Source organism: Romboutsia sp. LXY-2 (genome assembly GCF_056171995.1).
In genome coordinates this window covers 179,492-200,139 of sequence record NZ_JBKFGI010000001.1, presented here as the reverse complement: position 1 = coordinate 200,139, position 20,648 = coordinate 179,492, and the positions used below count along the sequence as shown (strand labels likewise).

17 protein-coding genes are annotated in these 20,648 nt (G+C 29.5%); 16 read left to right on the top strand and 1 reads right to left on the bottom strand.

Annotation, left to right across the window (positions count from 1 at the left end):
* Positions 1-31 precede the first annotated feature (31 nt).
* Positions 32-1,213: a MalY/PatB family protein gene (locus ACI48P_RS00940; protein WP_475212553.1), complete on the top strand. Its 1,182-nt coding sequence runs from the start codon at positions 32-34 to the stop codon at positions 1,211-1,213.
* A gap of 190 nt (positions 1,214-1,403) precedes the next feature.
* Here the strand turns inward: ACI48P_RS00940 and ACI48P_RS00935 are convergent, their stop codons facing one another.
* Complete coding sequence (locus ACI48P_RS00935; protein ID WP_475212551.1) at positions 1,404-2,141, bottom strand: GntR family transcriptional regulator; 738 nt, start codon at positions 2,139-2,141, stop codon at positions 1,404-1,406.
* A 246-nt stretch (positions 2,142-2,387) separates the two neighbouring features.
* Between ACI48P_RS00935 and ACI48P_RS00930 the strand changes: the two genes are divergently transcribed.
* The 15 genes from ACI48P_RS00930 (at position 2,388) to ACI48P_RS00860 (ending at position 20,562) form a co-directional block, all read left to right on the top strand.
* On the top strand, positions 2,388-3,416 hold the full coding sequence (locus ACI48P_RS00930; RefSeq protein WP_475212549.1) for a uroporphyrinogen decarboxylase family protein: 1,029 nt from the start codon (positions 2,388-2,390) through the stop codon (positions 3,414-3,416).
* Between the two features lie 170 nt (positions 3,417-3,586).
* The gene (locus ACI48P_RS00925) at positions 3,587-5,011 is read left to right on the top strand and encodes a YfcC family protein (protein WP_475212548.1); all 1,425 of its coding nucleotides are present in this window, start codon (positions 3,587-3,589) and stop codon (positions 5,009-5,011) included.
* 97 nt (positions 5,012-5,108) lie between these two features.
* A complete protein-coding gene (locus tag ACI48P_RS00920; protein WP_475212546.1) occupies positions 5,109-6,410 on the top strand; it encodes an L-cysteine desulfidase family protein in 1,302 nt (433 codons plus the stop codon).
* 1 nt (position 6,411) lies between these two features.
* A complete protein-coding gene (locus ACI48P_RS00915; RefSeq protein ID WP_475212544.1) occupies positions 6,412-7,593 on the top strand; it encodes a M20 metallopeptidase family protein in 1,182 nt (393 codons plus the stop codon).
* On the top strand, positions 7,593-8,504 hold the full coding sequence (locus ACI48P_RS00910; RefSeq protein ID WP_475212542.1) for a DMT family transporter: 912 nt from the start codon (positions 7,593-7,595) through the stop codon (positions 8,502-8,504). Before ACI48P_RS00915 ends, ACI48P_RS00910 begins: the two co-directional genes overlap by 1 nt.
* Before the next feature lie 3 nt (positions 8,505-8,507).
* Positions 8,508-10,118: a gamma-glutamyltransferase gene (gene ggt, locus ACI48P_RS00905; RefSeq protein WP_475212541.1), complete on the top strand. Its 1,611-nt coding sequence runs from the start codon at positions 8,508-8,510 to the stop codon at positions 10,116-10,118.
* Positions 10,119-10,254: 136 nt separating this feature from the next.
* Complete coding sequence (locus ACI48P_RS00900) at positions 10,255-10,425, top strand: hypothetical protein (RefSeq protein ID WP_475212539.1); 171 nt, start codon at positions 10,255-10,257, stop codon at positions 10,423-10,425.
* Positions 10,426-10,621: 196 nt separating this feature from the next.
* Positions 10,622-10,957 carry a hypothetical protein gene (locus ACI48P_RS00895; RefSeq protein ID WP_475212537.1) on the top strand — a complete coding sequence of 112 codons (336 nt, stop codon included), beginning with the start codon at positions 10,622-10,624 and terminating at the stop codon, positions 10,955-10,957.
* Between the two features lie 324 nt (positions 10,958-11,281).
* Positions 11,282-11,593: a 50S ribosomal protein L21 gene (gene rplU, locus ACI48P_RS00890; RefSeq protein WP_475212535.1), complete on the top strand. Its 312-nt coding sequence runs from the start codon at positions 11,282-11,284 to the stop codon at positions 11,591-11,593.
* Positions 11,594-11,674: 81 nt separating this feature from the next.
* Entirely contained in the window at positions 11,675-11,965 is a 291-nt protein-coding gene (gene rpmA, locus ACI48P_RS00885) for a 50S ribosomal protein L27 (protein WP_475212533.1), read from the top strand.
* 170 nt (positions 11,966-12,135) lie between these two features.
* Positions 12,136-12,867, top strand: coding sequence for an NERD domain-containing protein (locus ACI48P_RS00880; protein ID WP_475212532.1), 732 nt, complete (start codon positions 12,136-12,138; stop codon positions 12,865-12,867).
* 245 nt (positions 12,868-13,112) lie between these two features.
* Positions 13,113-16,448, top strand: coding sequence for an HD domain-containing protein (locus ACI48P_RS00875; protein WP_475212530.1), 3,336 nt, complete (start codon positions 13,113-13,115; stop codon positions 16,446-16,448).
* 140 nt (positions 16,449-16,588) lie between these two features.
* Positions 16,589-17,074 carry a DUF4231 domain-containing protein gene (locus ACI48P_RS00870; protein ID WP_475212528.1) on the top strand — a complete coding sequence of 162 codons (486 nt, stop codon included), beginning with the start codon at positions 16,589-16,591 and terminating at the stop codon, positions 17,072-17,074.
* 199 nt (positions 17,075-17,273) lie between these two features.
* Complete coding sequence (locus ACI48P_RS00865) at positions 17,274-19,193, top strand: transporter substrate-binding domain-containing protein (protein WP_475212526.1); 1,920 nt, start codon at positions 17,274-17,276, stop codon at positions 19,191-19,193.
* Positions 19,186-20,562, top strand: coding sequence for a sigma-54-dependent transcriptional regulator (locus tag ACI48P_RS00860; protein WP_475212524.1), 1,377 nt, complete (start codon positions 19,186-19,188; stop codon positions 20,560-20,562). Before ACI48P_RS00865 ends, ACI48P_RS00860 begins: the two co-directional genes overlap by 8 nt.
* Positions 20,563-20,648 lie beyond the last annotated feature (86 nt).

Here is a 20,648-nt window from a genome sequence, read left to right as displayed (position 1 = left end):
AAGTAAAATATTTTATTAGGGGAATGATAACATGAAATATAATTTTGATAAAAAAATTGATAGAAAAGGTAGTAATAGCGTAAAATGGGATACTTTATTAAGTAGATTCAATAATGAAGATGCAATACCTTTGTGGGTAGCGGATATGGATTTTGAAGTAGAGAATAGTATAGTAGATGGAATTAAGAAAAGATTAGAACACGGTATTTTTGGATATGGGACAACTCCAGATTCTTATTATGAAGCGCTACAATCATGGATGATAAAAAATCATAATTATAACATAGAAAAAGAATGGGTTGTTTTTGCTCCAGGGGTAGTACCAGGAATTAGTTATGTAGTAGGTGCATTTGCAGATAAAGGCGATGAGATTATTATACAAAGTCCTGTATATCATCAATTTTATAATATTATAGAAAATAATGGATGTAAGGTTGTAGATAATCCTCTTATAGTTAAAGATGGTAAGTATAAAATGGATTTTGATGATTTAGAAAATAAAATAAATGATAAAACTAAGATGATAATATTATGTAGCCCACACAATCCTATAGGAAGGGTATGGGAGAGAGATGAGTTAATTAAGCTGGGAGAGATATGCTTAAAGCATAATATATTGGTTGTATGTGATGAAATACACAGTGATATTGTATATAAAGGATATAAGCATACTGTATTTTCAACAATAGATAAAAAGCTTGAAGATATATCAATAATATGTAGTGCTCCTAATAAAACATTTAATATAGCTGGCTTTAAGACTGCAAATATTATAGTTGCAAATAAAGATATAAGAGAAAAATTGCAAAAATATATGGAAAAATTATTCATGGATAGTCATACATTGTTGGGTACTATAGCTCAAGAAGAAGCCTATAAAAATGGGCAAGTATGGTATGAAGAACTAATGGATTATTTAGAGGAAAATAAGAACTTTACTATAGATTTTATAAAAAATAGAATTCCTAAGTTAGAAGTTACTCACCCAGAAGGAACTTATTTATTATGGATAGATTTTTCTAATCTTAATATGGATGAAGAAGAGTTAAGTAGATTTTTAATTAATGATTGTGGGGTTATATTAAACAAGGGAAGTGATTTTGGTAAAAACTATGGTCAATTCCAAAGGTTAAATATTGCTACACAAAGAGATGTTTTAAGAGAAGCTTTAGAGAGAATAGAAAAGAAGGTTAATAGTATTGTAATAGAATAATATAGAGACAGACTTTCAATAAAATTTAGAGTAAAAAGACTATGCTAAAAGTTAAAAGCATAGTCTTTTTAAGTTAATAAATTGTATGAAAGAGTAAGCTTTATAATTGATTCATATGAGATTCATACCATCTACCAAATTCGCATTTAATAATTAATTATTAAATTATCTATACAGATTTAAAATTTGATTAATCAAGTGTAAAATTAATAAACGGTCTATAATTTTCAGATCTTGCAACGCTTGTAGTTAAAGCAATTACATTCTTATTTCCATTACATATACGTGTGTCCCAGACTAAAACTGGTGTGTTGGTATCAACTCTTAGTAATTTTGACTCAAACTTATTTGGAAATCTAGATTTAACGTATACACCTAGATGAACAGCTTGTGTGCTTGACATATTTTCTTGTAAAAATACATGTAAATAAGTATTTTCAAGTTTTTGGAAATCACATTGAGCACTTAATAAAGAAACAGGCACATAGCTATAGTCTATAGAAACAACACAATTATCTTTATTGACCGTTCTAGTAATTTTATATACCATATCTGAAGAATTTAACGAAAGAAGCTCCTGAATATCATCATCAGGCTTAATAATCTCTATTTTATTTATCTCATGCTCCTTTTGACCTAAATGATCCTTAGATATATGTGCATGTATATTATTTGAAAACATAAAAGAAGAATACTCACTATTATTTGATTTTTCTATAACATATGTACCTTTCCCTTGAACCCTTTCAACAACTCCTAGAGTATAAAGTTCCCTTATTGCTCTATTTGAAGTTACTCTGCTTACGTTAAATTGTTGAGATAAGACATTCTCTGAAGGAATCTTATCTCCAGGTTTAAGTTCCCCATTTTCAATTAAATCCAATATATACTGTTGTATATGTATATATTTTGGTGTAAAGTCATCCATACAACAACGCCCCTTAATATTCATGATTTGTTAAAATAATTATATCATAAAAAAAATAAGTGGATACATTTTTGACAAAATAATACTGTTTTTTTACTAATATAGACAATGGTAGTATACATAATAAAGTAATTATAAATAAAAGATATTTTTTACATCAACTTGTGTTGACAACTTTACAACAATTCAATACTATTAACTTAAAGTTGTAAATACAACCTAACAAGGATACAAGGGGGATTGGAAATGAATAGAGTAGAAAGAGTAAAAGCAGCTCTAGAGTTGAAGGAAGTAGATAGAGCACCAGTAAGTGCATGGATGCATTTCTCAGAGGTAGATCAAGACCCAAAAACATTAGCAGAAACACAAGTGGAATTTAATGAAAAATATGATTATGACTTTATAAAATTAATGCCTTTCGGAACATATTCTATACAAGATTGGGGAGCAAAGTTAAAAATTTATTGTGACAAATATAAAGAACCTATTGTAGCAGATACAGCTATAAAAGACATAGAAGATTGGACAAATATAAAAAGATTATCTGGAATTCACGGCAACTGGGGAAAACAATTGCAGTTAGCTAAAGAAGTATCAAAATTAGTTAAGGATGAAACGCCATTTATACAGACTATATTTAGTCCACTTACCACAGCTAAAAAATTAGCTGGAGATAGACTATTTACAGATCTAAAAGAAAGACCAGACCTAGTTCATCAAGCACTTCAAAACATAACAGATACCACTATAGATTTTATAAAAAGAAATATAGAAATAGGAGTTAGCGGATTCTTCTTTGCAACTCAATGTGCAAGTTTTGATGTAATGGAAGAAGATATATTTAGAGAATTTGGAGAAAAATATGATTTGAAAGTAATGAATTCATATGTAAATGAAACGTATTTTAATGTTGTTCACATACATGGTGATAATATAATGTTTGATATAATTAAAGATTATCCTTGTAATTGCTTAAACTGGCATGATAGACACACTAAGCCTAGCTTGAAAGAAGCAAGAAGACTTACTAATAAATGTTTCTTAGGTGGAATTAGAGAAGTACCGTATTTTGTAGATGGAGTATTACAATATGACAGTATAATGGCAAATAGTACAGAGGAAGAGATAAAAGAACATGTTATAGAGGCACTAGAAGAAACTAATGGCATAGGAATTATGGTAGGTCCAGGATGCGTTGCAGATCCAAAAACATCAGAAACAAATTTAAGAGCAATTAGAATGGTTTTAGATGAAGTAGAGATTAGTATAGGATAATTAAGTTAATATATATAAGCAACAAATTACAAAAATCACATCTGCAATAAAGATTATATGGTTATATTTGTATGAAAATTAAGAAAAATGAAGGTGTTTGTATAAAAACATATAAGTATAATAGAAAACAATAAAGTAGAAAATCTATAAATAATAGAGGGGGATTATTTATGAGTTCACAAACAATTACTACCAAAGAAAGAGTAAAGAAAAAAAGAGAATTTCCTCATACGTTAGTAATTATATTTGGAATAATTATATTTGCTGCAATTCTTACATATTTGATACCTGCAGGTGAATATGTAAGAGTCGAAGATCCTACAACGGGAAGAGTATTAGTTGATCCTGATTCATACACAAGGATAGAATCAACACCAGCAGGAATTATGAGTATATTTACATCTATTCCAAGAGGTATGCAAGAAACAGCATGGATAGCATTTTTAGTTTTAATTATAGGTGGAACATTTAAGACTATAGAAAATACTGGTGCAATCCAAGCATTCTTCAATAAGATACTAGGTGGGGCAAAAGATAAAAATATAATGGCTATACCTTTTATTATATTTGCATTTGCTTTATTACCATCATTTATAGGAAATATGGAATCATATTTGGCATTTGTGCCTATTGGCATTCTTATAGCAAGGTCATTAGGATTTGATGCTCTTGTAGGTATTGCAATTATTGTTGCTGCAGGTAATGTAGGTTTAACAAGCGGGATTATGAACCCATTTACAGTAGGGGTGGCTCATGGTATAACAGGACTTCCGATGTTCTCTGCAATGTGGTTTAGAGTTTTAGGGTTTGTATTATTATACTCAAGTGTTACATTCTGGACAATAAAATATGCAATGAAAATTAAGAAAGATCCAACTCAAAGTCTGATATATGATGTAGAAAGAGAAGCACAAAGAGATGGTGGTGTAGAATTACCAGAGTTAGATAAAAGAAAAATAATGATATTAATTACATTCTTTATAGGAATGGGAATAATTGTATACGGAGCTATAACTCAAAAATTAGATTTTAAAACACAAGCACCAGGTATATTTATAATGTTAACAATAGCTGTTGGTATAGTAGCTGGATATTCACCAAATAAAATCGCTTCAGAATTTGTTAATGGTGCAAAAACAATGGTTATGGGAGCATTAGTTGTAGGATTTGCAAAAGGAATAAGTGTAGTATTAGCGGATGGTAATATAATAGATACAATAGTATATACTTTCTCAGGTTTACTAGTAGGATTACCAAAAGTAGTAAGTGCATTATTCATGTATGTTTTCCAATTTGTATTAAACTTCTTTATTATTTCAGGTTCTGGGCAAGCGTTAACAACAATACCGATAATGTCTCCATTAGGAGAAGTATTAGGTCTTACTCAACAAACAGTTGTAACGGCCTTCCAGTATGGAGATGGAATAACAAATTTATTACTACCAATGTCAGCGACAACTATAGGTGCATGTGTGCTTGCCAAAGTTGAATATCCAACATTTGTTAAGTTTATATGGAAGATAATTGCTACAAATGCAGTAATAGGTGGTGTTTTAGTAACAATAGCTACAGTAATAAACTTAGGGCCATTCTAAAATATTTATTAAATTAATGCTAAGAAGCTGATATAAATATTTTATACCAGCTTCTTTTAATTCATAAAAAGCAAACAATACAGGGGGAAGATACTTTATGAGATTAAAAGAAACTATATTAAATATATTAACCAATGATGTAAAACTTGCTGTAGGATGTACAGAACCTGTTGCAATAGCTTTGGGTGTTGCAGCGGCTGCAAATAAATTAAATGAAGAAATAGAATATGTAGAAGTAAATCTAAGTCCAAATATTTATAAAAATGGTATGTTTGTAGGAATACCAAATATTGATGAAGTTGGATTAGATGTAGCGGCATCTTTAGGTGCGGCTATAAAAGATCCTAGTAAGAAACTTACAATATTAAGTGAATTAAATGAAAGTAGCGTTAATTATGCAAAAGAATTATTAAGAGCTAACAAAGTAAAAATAAACTTATTTAAAGATAGCCCTAAAAGAATATATGTTGAGAGTATAGTAAAGACAAAAAATAATGTAGCAAAATCTATTATAGAAGACCAGCATGATAACATAACTAGCATTAAACTAAATAATAAAGAAGTTATATTAGAAAAAAATCAAGCTAATAATACCAGTTCAATGATAATAGATGAAGAGATATTTAGTCTTCCAATAAAAAATATTATAGAAGAAATAGAAAAATTTGAATTAGATGAAATTAAATTTATGTTAGATGGTTTGGATATCAATATGAAAGCTGCTGAGCTTGGATTAAAAAACAAGCTTGGAATTGGTGTAGGTTATGCTATGAAAGAAAAATTAGATGAAGGAATAATATCAAAAGACCTACCAAACTTAGCATTAGTACTTACAGCAGCTGCATCTGATGCAAGAATGTCAGGTCTTCCAATACCAGTAATGAGTTCAAACGGAAGCGGAAACCATGGTATAACAGCTATTTTACCTATAGCAGCATATTCTCAAATGAATGAAGTTAGTGATGAAAAATTAGCAAAAGCCTTAGCAATAAGCCATATTATAACAGCATACATTAAAAATTATATAGGTAGACTATCTTCTCTTTGTGGATGTTCAATAGCAGCAGCAACAGGTTCATCTTGTGCAATAGGGTGGCTAATGGATGGAAATACTGATGCAATACAAGGAACAATAAAAAATATTCTTGCTAATCAAACTGGAGTAGTATGCGATGGAGCTAAAGCTGGATGTGCGTTAAAATTAGCTACGGCAGCATCATCAGGAGTACAATCTGCTATGCTTGCAAAAGGTGGGTACACAGTAGATAAGGATAATGGAATAGTTACAAATAGCGCTGAAGAATCAATAAAAAATCTAGGATCACTAAGTAAATTTGGAATGGATAAAGTAGATAATGCTATTATAGATATAATGTTATCTTCTAAGGAGTGTTGCTAATATGAGTGGAATATTAAGAAGAGCTAAGGAATTAGAGGCTGAGATTATTGAAAATAGAAGATATATTCATAAACATGCAGAAATAAGAAATGAATTAGAAAACACATGTAGATTTATAAAAGAAAAACTTTTGGATATGGGATTAGAGCCAATAGATATAGGTACTTGTGGTATATCTGTTTTAATAGGAAAAAAAGAAGGAAAAGTAATTTTATTAAGAGCAGATATGGATGCACTACCATTAGTAGAAGAAAATGAATTGGATTTTAAATCTATTACAAATTACTCTCATATGTGTGGACACGACACACACTCAGCTATGTTATTAGGAGCTTGTAAAATATTAAAAGAAAATGAAGATAAATTAGAAGGGCAAGTAAAAATTTTATTTCAACCAGACGAAGAGGGCGGAAATGGTGCAAAGGATATGGTTAAAAATAAAATCTTAGAAAATCCTACTGTAGATAGAGCTATAGCTCTTCATGTAGATGCTAAATCACCATTAGGGAAAGTAATGTATGGAAGAGGATGTGCATTTTGTTCATCAGATTCATTTGAAATATTAGTAGAAGGAAAAAGTGGTCACGGAGCGAGACCTCATGAATGTATTGATGTAATAAATGTAGCTTCACATATAAACATATCACTGCAAACATTGTTAGCTAGAGAATGTATACCATCTGAGACTGGAATATTAACAATTTGTTCATTTAATGCAGGAGATGCTTTTAATATTTTCCCAGAAAAAGCTGTATTAAAAGGTAGTTTAAGGACATACAACTCAGAAGTAAGAGAATTTTTACTAAAACGATTAAAAGAGGTATGCTCTTTAACAGCTGAAACTTTTAGAGCAAAAGCAACTGTAAATGTAGTAAGCGGAACTCCACCGGTTCATTGTGATGAACAATTCACAGATGAAATTTTGGGTTTTATAAAAGAGATTTTACCTAGTGAAATGATAGATAATACTCCAGTAGTAAAAATGGGTTCAGAAGACTTTGCACATATAAGTGACGAAGTAAAAAGTACATTTTTATTTTTAGGAGTAGGTAAAGATAAGTACAATGGGTATGAAAATGGACAACATTCAACTAGGGCGGTATTTAATGAAGATAGTTTTTATATTGGAACCGCCATATATGCCCAAAGTGCTATTGGCTGGTTGAGAGAGGGGAAACATTGATGAATTTAAAAAATAAAAGACAGATAGCAGTAGTTTATATGCTGCTATCTGCATTTTCTTTATGTATAATGCAAATTTTTGTAAAGCTAACCGCTGGTAAAATACCAGTTATGCAACAAGTATTTTTTAGAAACTTTATAACTATATTTATTGCATTATATTTTGTGAGAAAAGCAAAAGTTAAATACTTTGGAAGTATAGAAAATCAACATCTTCTTATAGGGAGATCAATTTTAGGATTTTTAGGGGTAGTAATGTATTTTTATGCTACAAATAATATGATAGTTACAGACGCAACAATTCTACATAAAAGCTCACCTTTTTTCGTAACAATTTTTTCTTGTATCTTCTTAAAAGAAAAATTAAATAAAGTTCAAGTACCATGTTTACTAGTGGCATTTATAGGCGCAATACTTGTTGTAAAACCTCAGCTAAATTCTAGTGTTTTACCAGCAATAATTGGATTATTATCAGCTGTTGCAGCCGGAGGAGCATATACCCTTATAAGTTATATCAGAGATAGGGAAAATTCTATGACTATAGTACTACATTTTTCGGTATTATCTTGTTTATTATGTATTCCATTTATGATGTTTGAATTTGTAATACCAAATAGCAAAGAAATGATAATGCTTCTTTGTATTGGAATATTTGCAGGAATTGGTCAGATAATGTTAACACTATCTTATAGGTATGCAAAAGCATCTGAAGTAAGTATATACAATTTTTCGAGTATAGTATTCTCAGGAATATTAGGATTTATAGTATTTAGGGAATTACCTGATTATTTAAGTATAATTGGTTCAGGTTTAGTGATAGTAGCAGCTTTAATCTTATTTGTTTACAGTAAAAAAGAAAATTTAAACGAAATAGAAATAGATGATAATAAAGTCATAGATGGAGGAAAGTAGATTTTGATATTTAATAGCCAGAGTCACAAATATAATTCTACAAGAAATATTGTTTATGCAAAAAATGGTGCTGTTGCGACTTCAACACCTGCAGCAGCTCAAGCTGGGCTAGACACACTAAAAATGGGTGGGAATGCAGTAGATGCTGCAATTGCAACAGCAGCGGCACTAACGGTTGTTGAGCCTACAGGAAATGGTATTGGGGGGGACGCATTTGCTATTGTTTGGATAGAGGAAGAGAAGAAACTTTATGGTCTTAATTCAAGTGGATTTGCTCCAGAAAAAATGAAAATAGAAGAATATTGGGGATTAGATTCAATACCAACCTACGGATTGAAGTCAGTAACAGTACCAGGTGTGCCTGCAGCATGGGTAGAATTGAATAAAAAGTATGGAACTCTAAGTCTATTAGAGTGTTTAACGCCGGCTATAAATTATGCAAGAGGAGGATTTGCAGTTTCGCCAAATGTTTCAAAGTTGTGGGAGAGAGGATACAATATTTATAAAAAAGAAATAATTCATGAGGAACTTAAATTCTGGTTTGAAACATTTGCTAAAAATGATAAAGTACCTCAGCCAGGAGATATATTTTATAATATAGATTTAGCTAAAACATTGGAAGAAATAGCAGGTACTGATGGAGATAGTTTTTATAAAGGAAATTTAGCAGACAAAATAGAAGATTTTTTTATAGAGTACGGTGGATATTTAAGAAAATCAGATTTAGAAAAATTTCAACCAGAGTGGATAGAACCAATAAGTACAGAATATAAAGGTTATACTGTATATGAAATGCCTCCTAATGGACATGGAATAACTGTATTAATGGCATTGAATATATTAAAAGAGTTCAAATTAGACTCAGAAAGAGATACAAGTGAAAATTTTCATAAGATAATTGAAAGCTTAAAATTATCATTCATAGATGCTCAAAGTTATGTGACAGACATAAGTTGTATGAATGTAAAGGTAGAGGCGTTATTAAATGACGAGTATGCAAAAAAGAGAAGTGAATCAATAAAATATAAGGCTATGAATCCTCAGAAAGGAAATCCATCTTGTGGTGGAACTGTGTATTTAGCCACTGCAGATAGTAAGGGAAATATGGTTTCGTATATACAGAGTAATTATATGGGATTTGGATCAGGAGTTGTTATTCCTGGAACAGGAATAACTTTTAATAATCGAGGTAAATCTTTTAGCTTAGATACTAATCATCATAATGTACTTGAACCATTTAAAAGACCTTATAACACAATTATACCTGGATTTTTATGTAAGGAAAATTCTGCAATAGGACCTTTTGGAGTTATGGGTGGTTATATGCAACCACAGGGGCATATTCAAGTACTAACAAATATTATTGACTTTGGGTTGAATCCTCAAGAAGCATTAGATGCACCTAGATGGCAGTGGGTTGGAGGTAAAACTGTAGAAGTAGAAGCGGAAATGGATGAAAATATAACTAGAGAATTAAGAGATAGGGGACACGATGTAAAGATAGTAAGTGATTCAAGCTTTATGGGTAGAGGGGAGATTATTTTTAAAACTTCTCAAGGTACTTATGCCTGTGCAACAGAGTCAAGATGTGACGGGCAGATAGCATCTTGGTAGATATAAATTTAGGGATATGATAAAAATGAGCTTTAATATTACGATGCTAGAAGAAATGTGATACAATATGCTTAAGGGAATTAGACATTTTATGGTAAACATCTAATTAATTTTAACATACAGGGGGAATTTTTAGATGAAAAGTAAATTAATAAAAGAATTACATAGTGTGAATGTTTATAGACATCCGGTGACTAGACAAAAATTAGAATCACTTAAAACATCACAAATAATTAATATTTGGTATGAGCACTATAATAAAGCAGAAGAAGTAGCTGAAGAGGTATTAGCTACTGAAGAAGTATAAATAATAATACGAAGAGCTATCTCTTTTAAGAGAGGCTCTTTTTTTGAGCAACGGACGAAGTCGTTGGAGGGATGAGGTGATTCTCAGACGTAGTCGCTCAAGCGAAGCGAATTTTTTAATAACAAGGGTTTTATAATACGAAGTAATAACACTTCTGATAACATATAGATAAATTTGAATTTAGGAGGGATAGTGCATGGTAGAAAAATATAAAGTAATTACGTTATGCGGAAGTACAAAATTCAAAGATGAATTTATAAAAGCACAAAAAGAACTTACTTTACAAGGGAATATTGTTATTTCGGTAGGATTGTTTGGTCATAGTGGTGATAATGAGGTTTGGAGTGATGATACAAAAGAAATGCTAGATGATATGCATAAGAGAAAAATTGATATGGCAGATGAAATATTTGTAATCAATGTAGGTGGATATATTGGAACGTCCACTAAATCTGAAATAGAGTATGCAAAAGCAAAAGGTAAAAATGTAAACTATCTAAACTCCAAGTTAGAGGATAAACTTGATGAATAGTAGTTAAAAATTGTGAGTCAGAAGTGGAGGAGCACAGCTCCTACTTTTTTACGTATAAGGAATTTATGATAGTTCAAAATCTGTGAAAAACTCATGTAAGCAAGTGATACCAATACACCAATTTTAAGTAAAAAAGCTTTTGAGCAACGGACGGAGTCGTTGGCGACATGAGCGAAGCGAATTTTTTTATATTGTTTTCATTAAGATTTGACAAAATGCTAAAAAAATTATATATTAGTAAATGCAAGACCGCACAAAAAAGGTTGTAAATCTTCCTAAGTGAAGTACCTTATAGGCGAGTTTAATACCGAGGAGGATTATGTAATGTACGCAATAGTAAAGACTGGTTCAAAGCAATATAAAGTTTCTGAAGGAGACGTTTTATTTGTTGAAAAATTAGAAGTTAATGAAGGTGAAGTTGTTACTTTAAATGAAGTATTAGCTTGCACTAAAGATGGAGAATTAGTAGTAGGATCTCCAGTAGTTGAAGGTGCTTCTGTTGTAGCTAAAGTTGTTGAACAAGGTAAAGCTAAGAAGATAATAGTTTTCAAGTACAAAGCTAAGAAAGACTACAGAAGAAAGCAAGGACATCGTCAACCATATACTAAGATAGTTATCGAAAAGATAAACGCTTAATATTAACGACTAGTTAGAAAAGAAATTAAAACGGGAATACCCGAATAAATAAGAATAATAAAAGATAGAGGGGAACTTTATATGTTAAAAATGAACTTACAGTTACTTGCATCTAAAAAAGGAGTAGGATCTTCTAAGAATGGTAGAGATTCTATAGCTAAGAGATTAGGTGTAAAGAGATATGACGGACAATTAGTTACTGCAGGAAGTATAATAGTTAGACAAAGAGGAACTAAGATACATCCAGGTACTAATGTTGGAATAGGTGGAGATGACACTTTATTCGCATTAGTTGACGGTACTGTTAAATTTGAGAGAAAAGATAAGAAGAGAAAAAAAGTTAGTGTTTACCCAGTAAGTATAGCTGAGTAACATTTTATGTAGGAGCTGTTCACGTGCAATTTATGATTGTGGTGGATGGCTCTTTTTGGTGTGTGAAATTGTAAATTACTAGAGTTAATATATATGTATGACTTAAATATAAAAATATATTATTATGTAAGTAGGTAGAAGAAATAATAGATGCATTTAGGGGAGAGATTATGTTAGGAAAGTTAGCAGGTATGTTGTTCAAAAAAGAGAAGGAAAGTATGAGTAAGGAAACTAGGGTAGAGATAAAAGGGTCTATGGGTGAGCTAAGACAGGAAATGAGGCTACATAGGCTTGATAGAGAACGTTATAAGGTAATTAACAATATTATTATTCCGTATAGGGATAAGACTTCACAGATAGATCATTTGGTGATATCTAGGTATGGTATTTTTGCTATTGAGAATAAAAATTTTAGTGGAAGTATTTATGGTAGTGAGAAAGATAGAAATTGGACTCAGGTAATGGGAGGTAGTAGGAATTCCTTTTATAATCCTGTGTTGCAAAACAAAGGGCATATTAAAGCTTTGGTTGATGTGTTTGGTAATGAGGATAAGATGTATTCTATTATTGTATTTGGTGACAGGGCTGAGCTGAGGAAGATAGATGTTAGTGGTGATGGGATTAGGGTTATTAATGAGCATGAATTGTATGATACTATTGTTTCTTATGAGGAAGTGTTATTAGGGGATGAAGAGGTTAAAGAGTGTTGGAATATGCTTTTAGATAGTATGAGAAGTATTAGGCAGGATGCTGTGGCTCATGTTAAGAGTGTGAAGGAGACTATTGAGGAGAATGGTAAGGTGTGTCCTAGATGTAAGAGTGATCTTGTTAAAAGAGAGGGGAAGTACGGTGAGTTTTTAGGATGTAGCTCTTATCCTAAGTGCAGGTATGTATTTAAGTAAAATATATTACAGTAGGGATAAATGGATATTAGAGAAGCAATATTGAGATGAAGAAAGATATAGTATTAAAGTAGCGAGATAGAACACATAGATAAGTTAAAAAAATATACATTTATACAAGAATGATAGGTAATAGTTCGAAATATAAAGAGTAAGAATTAAATTAAAATAAACAGTAGTATTCATGTATAAAGTAAATTAATATATAATTATTGTTATAAAATAACAAATTGAGGAGAGCAGGGATGATTGAAAGATATAATGATAGTCAGTGGAGTGAGTATTCTCTATCTGAGCACCTTAAGAATACATGTAGCAATAATGAAAAATATAAAAACCTATATGCAGTTTGGACACTAGATAAAGAAGCACATTCTAGAGCTCTAGCTGCAATTTATTATAATTTTCCACATTATAGTATGCACGACGAAAGTCATTCATTGAGTATAATAAATAAAATTGAAATGTTATTAGGGGAAGAACGTATAAAATCACTTAGTCCAACTGATACATTTTTAATTTTAGAAAGTGCATATTTACATGATATAGGAATGGTCATTGCACAGGAAGAGTTGTTAAAAGAATGGAAAGAGCCATCGTTTAAGATATTTTTGAATGAACTAAAAGAAAATAGTTATGATAGAGATGTAATACAAGCAGCTACATATTTATTAGAACTACAGGAAAATAAAGAAGGATTACAAGAAAACGATTGGGCAATAAAAGTAAGAGATTATGTAACTATCATAAACTCTGAATATTATAGAAGTAAACATAATGTTCGAAGCTCTAATTTCATAAGTCAAGGTGGGAACATAGGCCTACATTCAAATTATAATAAACTAATACCTAAGAGACTAATTGTACTACTCCAAAAAATTGCAGTATCTCATGGTGTAAATTTTGAAGATGCATTTGATGAATTAGAGCATATTGATAATGGTATAGGAACAGATACAATTCATCCTAGATTTATATCATGTTTATTGAGATTAGGAGATTTATTAGATTTAGATGATGGAAGATTTAATGATACCTTTGAAAAAGTTGCATTATTCCCCAATTCATCTAAAATCCATAAAGATAAGCACAGGTCTATTACTTTATTTTTAGTATCTCCAGAGAAAATTCAAGTGTCTGCAATATGCAAAGACACAGAAGTATACAGAGAAACTAGAGCTTGGTTTGATTGGCTTAAGGAAGAAGTTAAAAACTTAAGTAGTAGATGGTCAGATATTGTTCCCAAAGGATTTAAAGGTGGGCCACCGAGCTTAGGAAATATTAATTTGAGTATAGAAGGTTCAGAAAATATTAATGAACAATTAGACTTACAATTTAATATAAATCAGAAAAGAGCATTTGAATTAATTGAAGGTCAAGGAATATATTCTGATAAACTTATATTTATAAGAGAACTAATACAAAATGCAATGGATGCAACTAAGATACAAATGTGGAAAGATATAAAAAATGGAAAATATGATGGAATGAGTGATGCTTTATTGGGAATTCCAGAGAGTAGATTAGAAGAGATAAAGAAAAAGCATGATTTTGAGTTCCCAAATGATCTTCCTCAAAAAATTAAGACATATTACCCGATCCATATAAGTTTAAGTTATGATGTAGAAAATGAAGAAATTAGTTTTATTATCGAAGATAGAGGTTGTGGGATAAGCATTTCTGATTTGAAAAGAATGGAGAATGTAGGTGGTAGTTGGAATCAAGATCGTAAGCTGAGCAAGTTTATAAATGATATGCCAGAATTTTTAAGACCAACAGGTAATTTTGGTATTGGTTTACATTCTGTATTTTTAGCAACAGATCAGATTGTCATTAATACGAAATCGGAAGATGATAGAGGGTATGAGCTGACTTTTGTATCAAGAAGAAATAATGGATATATAACGGTAAAAAAAGATGAAGAGAAAAATGTTATTGGAAGTAAGATAACAGTAAAAATTAAAGGAAGAAAACAAATAAGTGATTGCATAATAAGTAGTATAGTTGGATATAAAAAGTTTGAGAAATTTGATTTTGATAATTATGATGAGGAATTAGATATTTTTGATGAAAGAAGAAGAGAACAAGTAGAACATACACTATTATATGATATAGAAAAGTATACTAAGCATATTATAAAGAATATAGATGCATTAGATATATATATAAATAAGAATAAATATATTGCAAATGATGAGATTATCAAAAATAGATCAGGAATAGAATATAAAAATTTAAAGTATGAAACATATGTAATAGATGAAAATGCTAAACTAGTTCAAGATAATAAAAATATCTTCAACATAGAAATTAGAGATAAAAAGGAAGGTATAATATTAAATTTAAATATAGATAAAAATAATTTTAGTGATGCTAATATCATGTTTAAGGGAATCGAATGTGATGATGATTTTTTGGCGAATTATAATTATTTGGAGCCAAGTATTAATATATACAAAGGAGAAGCTAAAAATATACTAGATGCATCTAGAAATAATATAGATCGGTCTAAAAAGAGATCAATCGAGGTCAGGATAGAGGAACTAATAGTAAAGGCATTCAATATAATAGGTAATAATATTAAGGAGATCGATTCAATAGACAAGGTTGAAGTGTTAGATAATGATGAATTCGCAGTTTTTTTAACACTATACAATTTGCACACAAATAAGAACCTAATATTTAAAAATGATGAAGTAGCGAAGAAAATAATTATGGGCTATCCTAAAATACTAGATAATAATAAACTAGTCGATTCTGATGGTATCTCATATTATGATTTACAAAATCTAGAAAATATAATATGTTACAGCAATGTAGAAAATAATGAGATATTAGAAGAAGTTATTAAAAAATATAAGTATAGCGATATCAAGTATATATTTGTAATGAATGATAGGTATATGTATCATGATCACATGAATACTTATATAGATAATAATTTTATAAATAAAATGTTATTAAGACAACCGGAAACGGAAAACTTGTGGTATGAAGAGATTATAGTGCATCTATGTAGGAATAATAGGTGTGAAACACTAGGATTTATGCGACAAGAAAATAAATCTGATTATATTAGTAAATTATTAAGTTTGAGTAAAAGAGTTAAAATATCTCCCATAAAATCTATTAGTGGTGATAATTATAGAGTATTAGTAACAGATAGATATTTAGATATAGATGATAGGCGTATAGGATTAGAACTAAGAGCATCACGAATATATAGTATCATATTGCCATTTTATAATATACCAATAGAATATTTTACAGAGAAGGACGTTGACTATATAGTAGATTTCATAAAAAGAGAAAGATATTTTAATCAGTTACTAGATTGGGTATCTCAACACTCTATAGAGAAAGATAAATATAAGGATAAAAATATTAAAGAAGAAGTAGAAAACGCATATAAGATATTTATTCAAGAATGCATTGATGTAGCTAAAGAATATCATAGCCCAAAAAATAACAACATTAGTAGTGATAATGATCAGGAAGATATTGAGGATTCACAAAATATTCAATATAGAGAAGTAGCATTTGGACAAACTGATACTGAACTTGTGTCTGAACCAGAATAATAAAGTTAATTTATAGAAATAATTGATATATGTACTATAAAAATATATAAACAAGAGTATTTAAGAGTAGTTACATTATTAAGTTGTAACTACTTTTATCATATGAATTATAATAATCGTAATGCAGAGGTATAATAAAAATGTTAGGTAAAAATACAAATAACTTAAAAAAAGAACTAAAATCAATACAAATATATACAGAAAAAATAGAAACACCTGTTATAAAAGATAGAATAGTACATCTATTAGATTGGTATATAAGAAAAGCTACTATATATAAAAATACATTCTATTTTTTCAGCTTAGTAGCTATCATTATAAATACATCTATACCAGTTATTAGTCAGTTATCAATAAATAATAAAGATGTAATAGTATCTATAATATCGAGTATTGCAGCTATAATTACAAGTATTTTAGCTTTATTTACGATGAAAGACACATGGTATAGATATAGGAATCATGCAGAGCTAATTAAGCAAGAATGTGTAAAATGTATTTCAAAAATAGATGATTATGATGATGTAGATAGTGAAAAAATTCTTATTAAAAAAGTAGAATTAATAATAAGTAATGAAAGAATACTTTGGGAAAAAGGTAAATTCAATCAAGAAAAAGAAGTGTAAATATTATAAAGCCTAGGTATATTGGGTACCACCACCTAGGTATAAAAAGTGTCGAAAGGCACTTTTTTTATGTTATAGATGATGTAATTATCATATAAAAGTAGTGATTAAGTTCAAAATAAATTTATTATACAAAAGAGGAATTACATACTTATATATTTAATTAAACCTAATATAAATTATATCAGGAAGTGATTTAGTGAAAAGAAAAAGTAAATATATAATAACCACAATACTACTAATACTACTATCTCCCCTAAACATACTAGCAGCAACCAAAGAATACAAAGTAGCAGGAGACAAAAACTATCCACCATACGAATACATCGACGAAGAAGGAATATATCGAGGATTCAACATAGACATCATGAACGCAATAGCCCTAGCAACAGGAATAGAAATAACCTTTGTACCAATGTCCTGGCAAGAAGTATACACATCAATAGAAAATAACAAATCAGATATAATCCAAGGAATAACAATAACAGCAAAAAGGCAATCCAAATTCTCATTTACAAAACCATTAATAGAAAACACCATGTCCATGTTTGTACTCAAAGAAAACGAAACAATTAACAGCATAAATGATATTGAAGGTAAAAAAGTAGGAGTACAAAAAAATGATACAGGAGAAGATATAATTGCAAACAAAGACATTGAGCTATACCGCTATGATACACAAGAACAAGCTCTAAAAGCCCTCTTATCAGGCGAGATAGAAGTAATAATAGGAAATACACTAACGGTTAGCAATATAATACAAAGGGAAAAACTAGAACACGAAGTAACAGTTAGAGGAAAAGAATTTACCAACAATAATTATGCTATAGCAGTATCAAAAGACAATAAAGAATTACAACAAATACTAAATAAGGGAATTGACCAAATTAAAAAAAATGGAACCTATGACACCATATATAGAAAATGGTTTGGAAACACTGTACCTACATATAAAGAAGGAATGAAGGCAGTAACAATAATATTTTTAGTATCGAGTATGATATTCATATACATTTACAGGAGCCACAATAGAATGAATGAAGAACTAAAGAAACAAGTAGAAGAAAAAACAGAAAGCCAAAGACTATTAATAGAAAAACTAAAAAAGAGTAACAAAGAATTGTTAGAAGAAAGAGATTTTAGAGAAGTAATACTAAATAATGTATTCATGGAAATACTAGTAGTTTCCTTAGAAGAAGGTAGAATATTTACAAATAAGATTCAAAATAATTCTAAAATAGATGATAAAAATAATATAATAAAAAATCACATACTAGAACTTACGGATAAATACGAAGAAAGAATAGATGGTGAGTGGATAGATGAAAAATATATAAAATACTATATTACAAATCTAAAAATAGACAACAAAATAAAATACAAAATAGCAATGTACATAGAAGCTACATCCGAAAAGCAAATGGAAGAGGATATTCAAAGAAGTGACAAACTTGAGATGATGGAAAAAATAATAGCATCAGTAGCTCACGAAATAAGAAATCCACTTACCGCAATAAAGATGTATGCAGAATTAATACCTAAAAAAATCAATGACAAAGAATTTCAAGAAGCCATATCAAAAGATATACCAACTCAAATAGAAAGAATAGACAGCCTAATCAAAGAATTTATAGAATTTACATCGCCAAAAATACCAACAAAAGAAAAAATAAATCTTGTAGATGAGATAAACACAGTTTTACGATTTCTAAAAAATCAAATGAAAGAAGTAGAAGTAAACTTTAGATGTGAAGTAAAAGAAGAAAGTAGATTTGTAATATTTGATAAAAATCATTTAAGTCAAATATTAATAAATATAATGCTAAACGCTAAAGATGCCTTAGAAAACATAAATAATCCAAATATTAATATAGAGATAAAAGAAGAGAAGGATTTTAATATATTAATAATATCTGATAATGGAAATGGAATGAGTAAAGAAACTCAAAGAAAAGCATTTGAGCCATTTTTTACAACTAAAATGACTGGTACAGGTCTTGGACTATTTGTTGTAAAAAAATTAGTAGAAGAAAATAACTCAATTATTAACTTAATAAGTAAAGAAGGGGAAGGTCTAAAGATAATTATAAAAATGAAGAAGGTGATTGAGATTGGATAAGATTTTAGTAATAGATGATGAAAGAGTTATACTAACATCTATAAAGTTTTTATTAGAAGATAAGTATAAGGTGTATGTATGTGATAATCCAAAGGAAGGGTTAAAAATTTTAGAAAAAGAGAACATAGAATTAGTACTTCTTGATTTAAGGCTTAATAAGGTAAGTGGACTTGATGTACTTAAAGAGATATTATCAATAAACCAAAATGCAAAAGTAATTATAATGACAGCTTATTCTAGTGTGGAAACATCTATAGAAGCTATAAAACTTGGAGCATTTTATTACATATCAAAACCAATAAAAAGTGATGAACTTTTTGTATTACTAGATAAAGCACAAGATACCATTAATATGTCAAAAGAAATAACAACCCTAAAAGAAGAATCTCAAAGAAATATAATAGGTCAATGTGAACAAATTAAAAATATTATAAAAGTAATAGACAAGATAAAAGACTTTAATGTAAATATACTTATAACCGGAGAGAGTGGAACAGGTAAAGAGCTCATAGCCAGAAAGATTCACTCTAGTAGTATAAGAAAAGACCAAGTGTTTAGTGTAATCAATTGTGCAGCTATACCAAAAGATTTATTAGAAAGTGAGCTATTTGGATATAAAAAGGGGGCTTTTACAGGTGCTTATAAAGATGATATAGGTATTATAAGAAAAACTGATAAAGGAACATTATTTCTAGATGAAATAGGTGAGATGGATTTACAGCTACAATCTAAAATACTTAGATTTCTTCAAGAAAAAGAAGTAAGTCCTGTAGGAAGTGGGGAAATTTATAATGTAGATGTTAGGGTAGTTTGTGCTACTAACAGAGATCTTAAAGCAGAAGTTAGTTCAGGGAATTTTAGAAAAGATTTATATTATAGAATAAATGTAGTAAACATTGAGCTACCTCCATTAAGAGAGAGAAAATGTGATATAGAGATGTTAGCAAGATATTTTATGAAGAAGTATAGTGATAAATTTAATAAAAAAATAGATGATATATCTGATAGAGCTCTAGCAAAGCTTGAAAGCTATAAATTTGATGGAAACATACGTGAACTAGAAAATATTATTGAGAGAAGTGTAATAATGGCAACATCAAATATTTTAAAAGAAGAATATCTAAATATATTTAGTGATATAAATAGTGAAAAAATATATATAGATAAGCCTAAGGAGTATGAGGATATTAATATTATAAATGAAGACATAGGAGAAATTATTAAACCAGGAGAAAATATGAAGGATATAGAGTTAAAGGCAATAAAGTTAAACCTAGCGTATTTTGATAACAACAGAAGAAAAACAGCAGAAGCCCTAGGTATTAGTGAAAGAAGCTTAAGGTATAAGATTAAGGAATATGGATTATAAAGTGAAATAAATGCCCTGCAGTTTTTGCCTACGGAAAAAATTGCAGGGCTATTTTTATAAATTTTAGGCAATAATTAATATTTTGA

Bases quoted from the DNA above. Each gene is read 5' to 3' on its own strand.
- ACI48P_RS00895 (WP_475212537.1), top strand. From the start codon at position 10,622: ATGGTAGAAAAATATAAAGTAATTACGTTATGCGGAAGTACAAAATTC.
- ACI48P_RS00925 (WP_475212548.1), top strand. From the start codon at position 3,587: ATGAGTTCACAAACAATTACTACCAAAGAAAGAGTAAAGAAAAAAAGA.
- ACI48P_RS00935 (WP_475212551.1), bottom strand. From the start codon at position 2,141: ATGGATGACTTTACACCAAAATATATACATATACAACAGTATATATTG.
- rpmA (WP_475212533.1), top strand. From the start codon at position 11,675: ATGTTAAAAATGAACTTACAGTTACTTGCATCTAAAAAAGGAGTAGGA.
- ACI48P_RS00880 (WP_475212532.1), top strand. From the start codon at position 12,136: ATGTTAGGAAAGTTAGCAGGTATGTTGTTCAAAAAAGAGAAGGAAAGT.
- ACI48P_RS00940 (WP_475212553.1), top strand. From the start codon at position 32: ATGAAATATAATTTTGATAAAAAAATTGATAGAAAAGGTAGTAATAGC.
- ACI48P_RS00915 (WP_475212544.1), top strand. From the start codon at position 6,412: ATGAGTGGAATATTAAGAAGAGCTAAGGAATTAGAGGCTGAGATTATT.
- ACI48P_RS00910 (WP_475212542.1), top strand. From the start codon at position 7,593: ATGAATTTAAAAAATAAAAGACAGATAGCAGTAGTTTATATGCTGCTA.
- ACI48P_RS00930 (WP_475212549.1), top strand. From the start codon at position 2,388: ATGAATAGAGTAGAAAGAGTAAAAGCAGCTCTAGAGTTGAAGGAAGTA.
- ACI48P_RS00920 (WP_475212546.1), top strand. From the start codon at position 5,109: ATGAGATTAAAAGAAACTATATTAAATATATTAACCAATGATGTAAAA.
- ACI48P_RS00870 (WP_475212528.1), top strand. From the start codon at position 16,589: ATGTTAGGTAAAAATACAAATAACTTAAAAAAAGAACTAAAATCAATA.
- ACI48P_RS00875 (WP_475212530.1), top strand. From the start codon at position 13,113: ATGATTGAAAGATATAATGATAGTCAGTGGAGTGAGTATTCTCTATCT.
- ACI48P_RS00900 (WP_475212539.1), top strand. From the start codon at position 10,255: ATGAAAAGTAAATTAATAAAAGAATTACATAGTGTGAATGTTTATAGA.
- rplU (WP_475212535.1), top strand. From the start codon at position 11,282: ATGTACGCAATAGTAAAGACTGGTTCAAAGCAATATAAAGTTTCTGAA.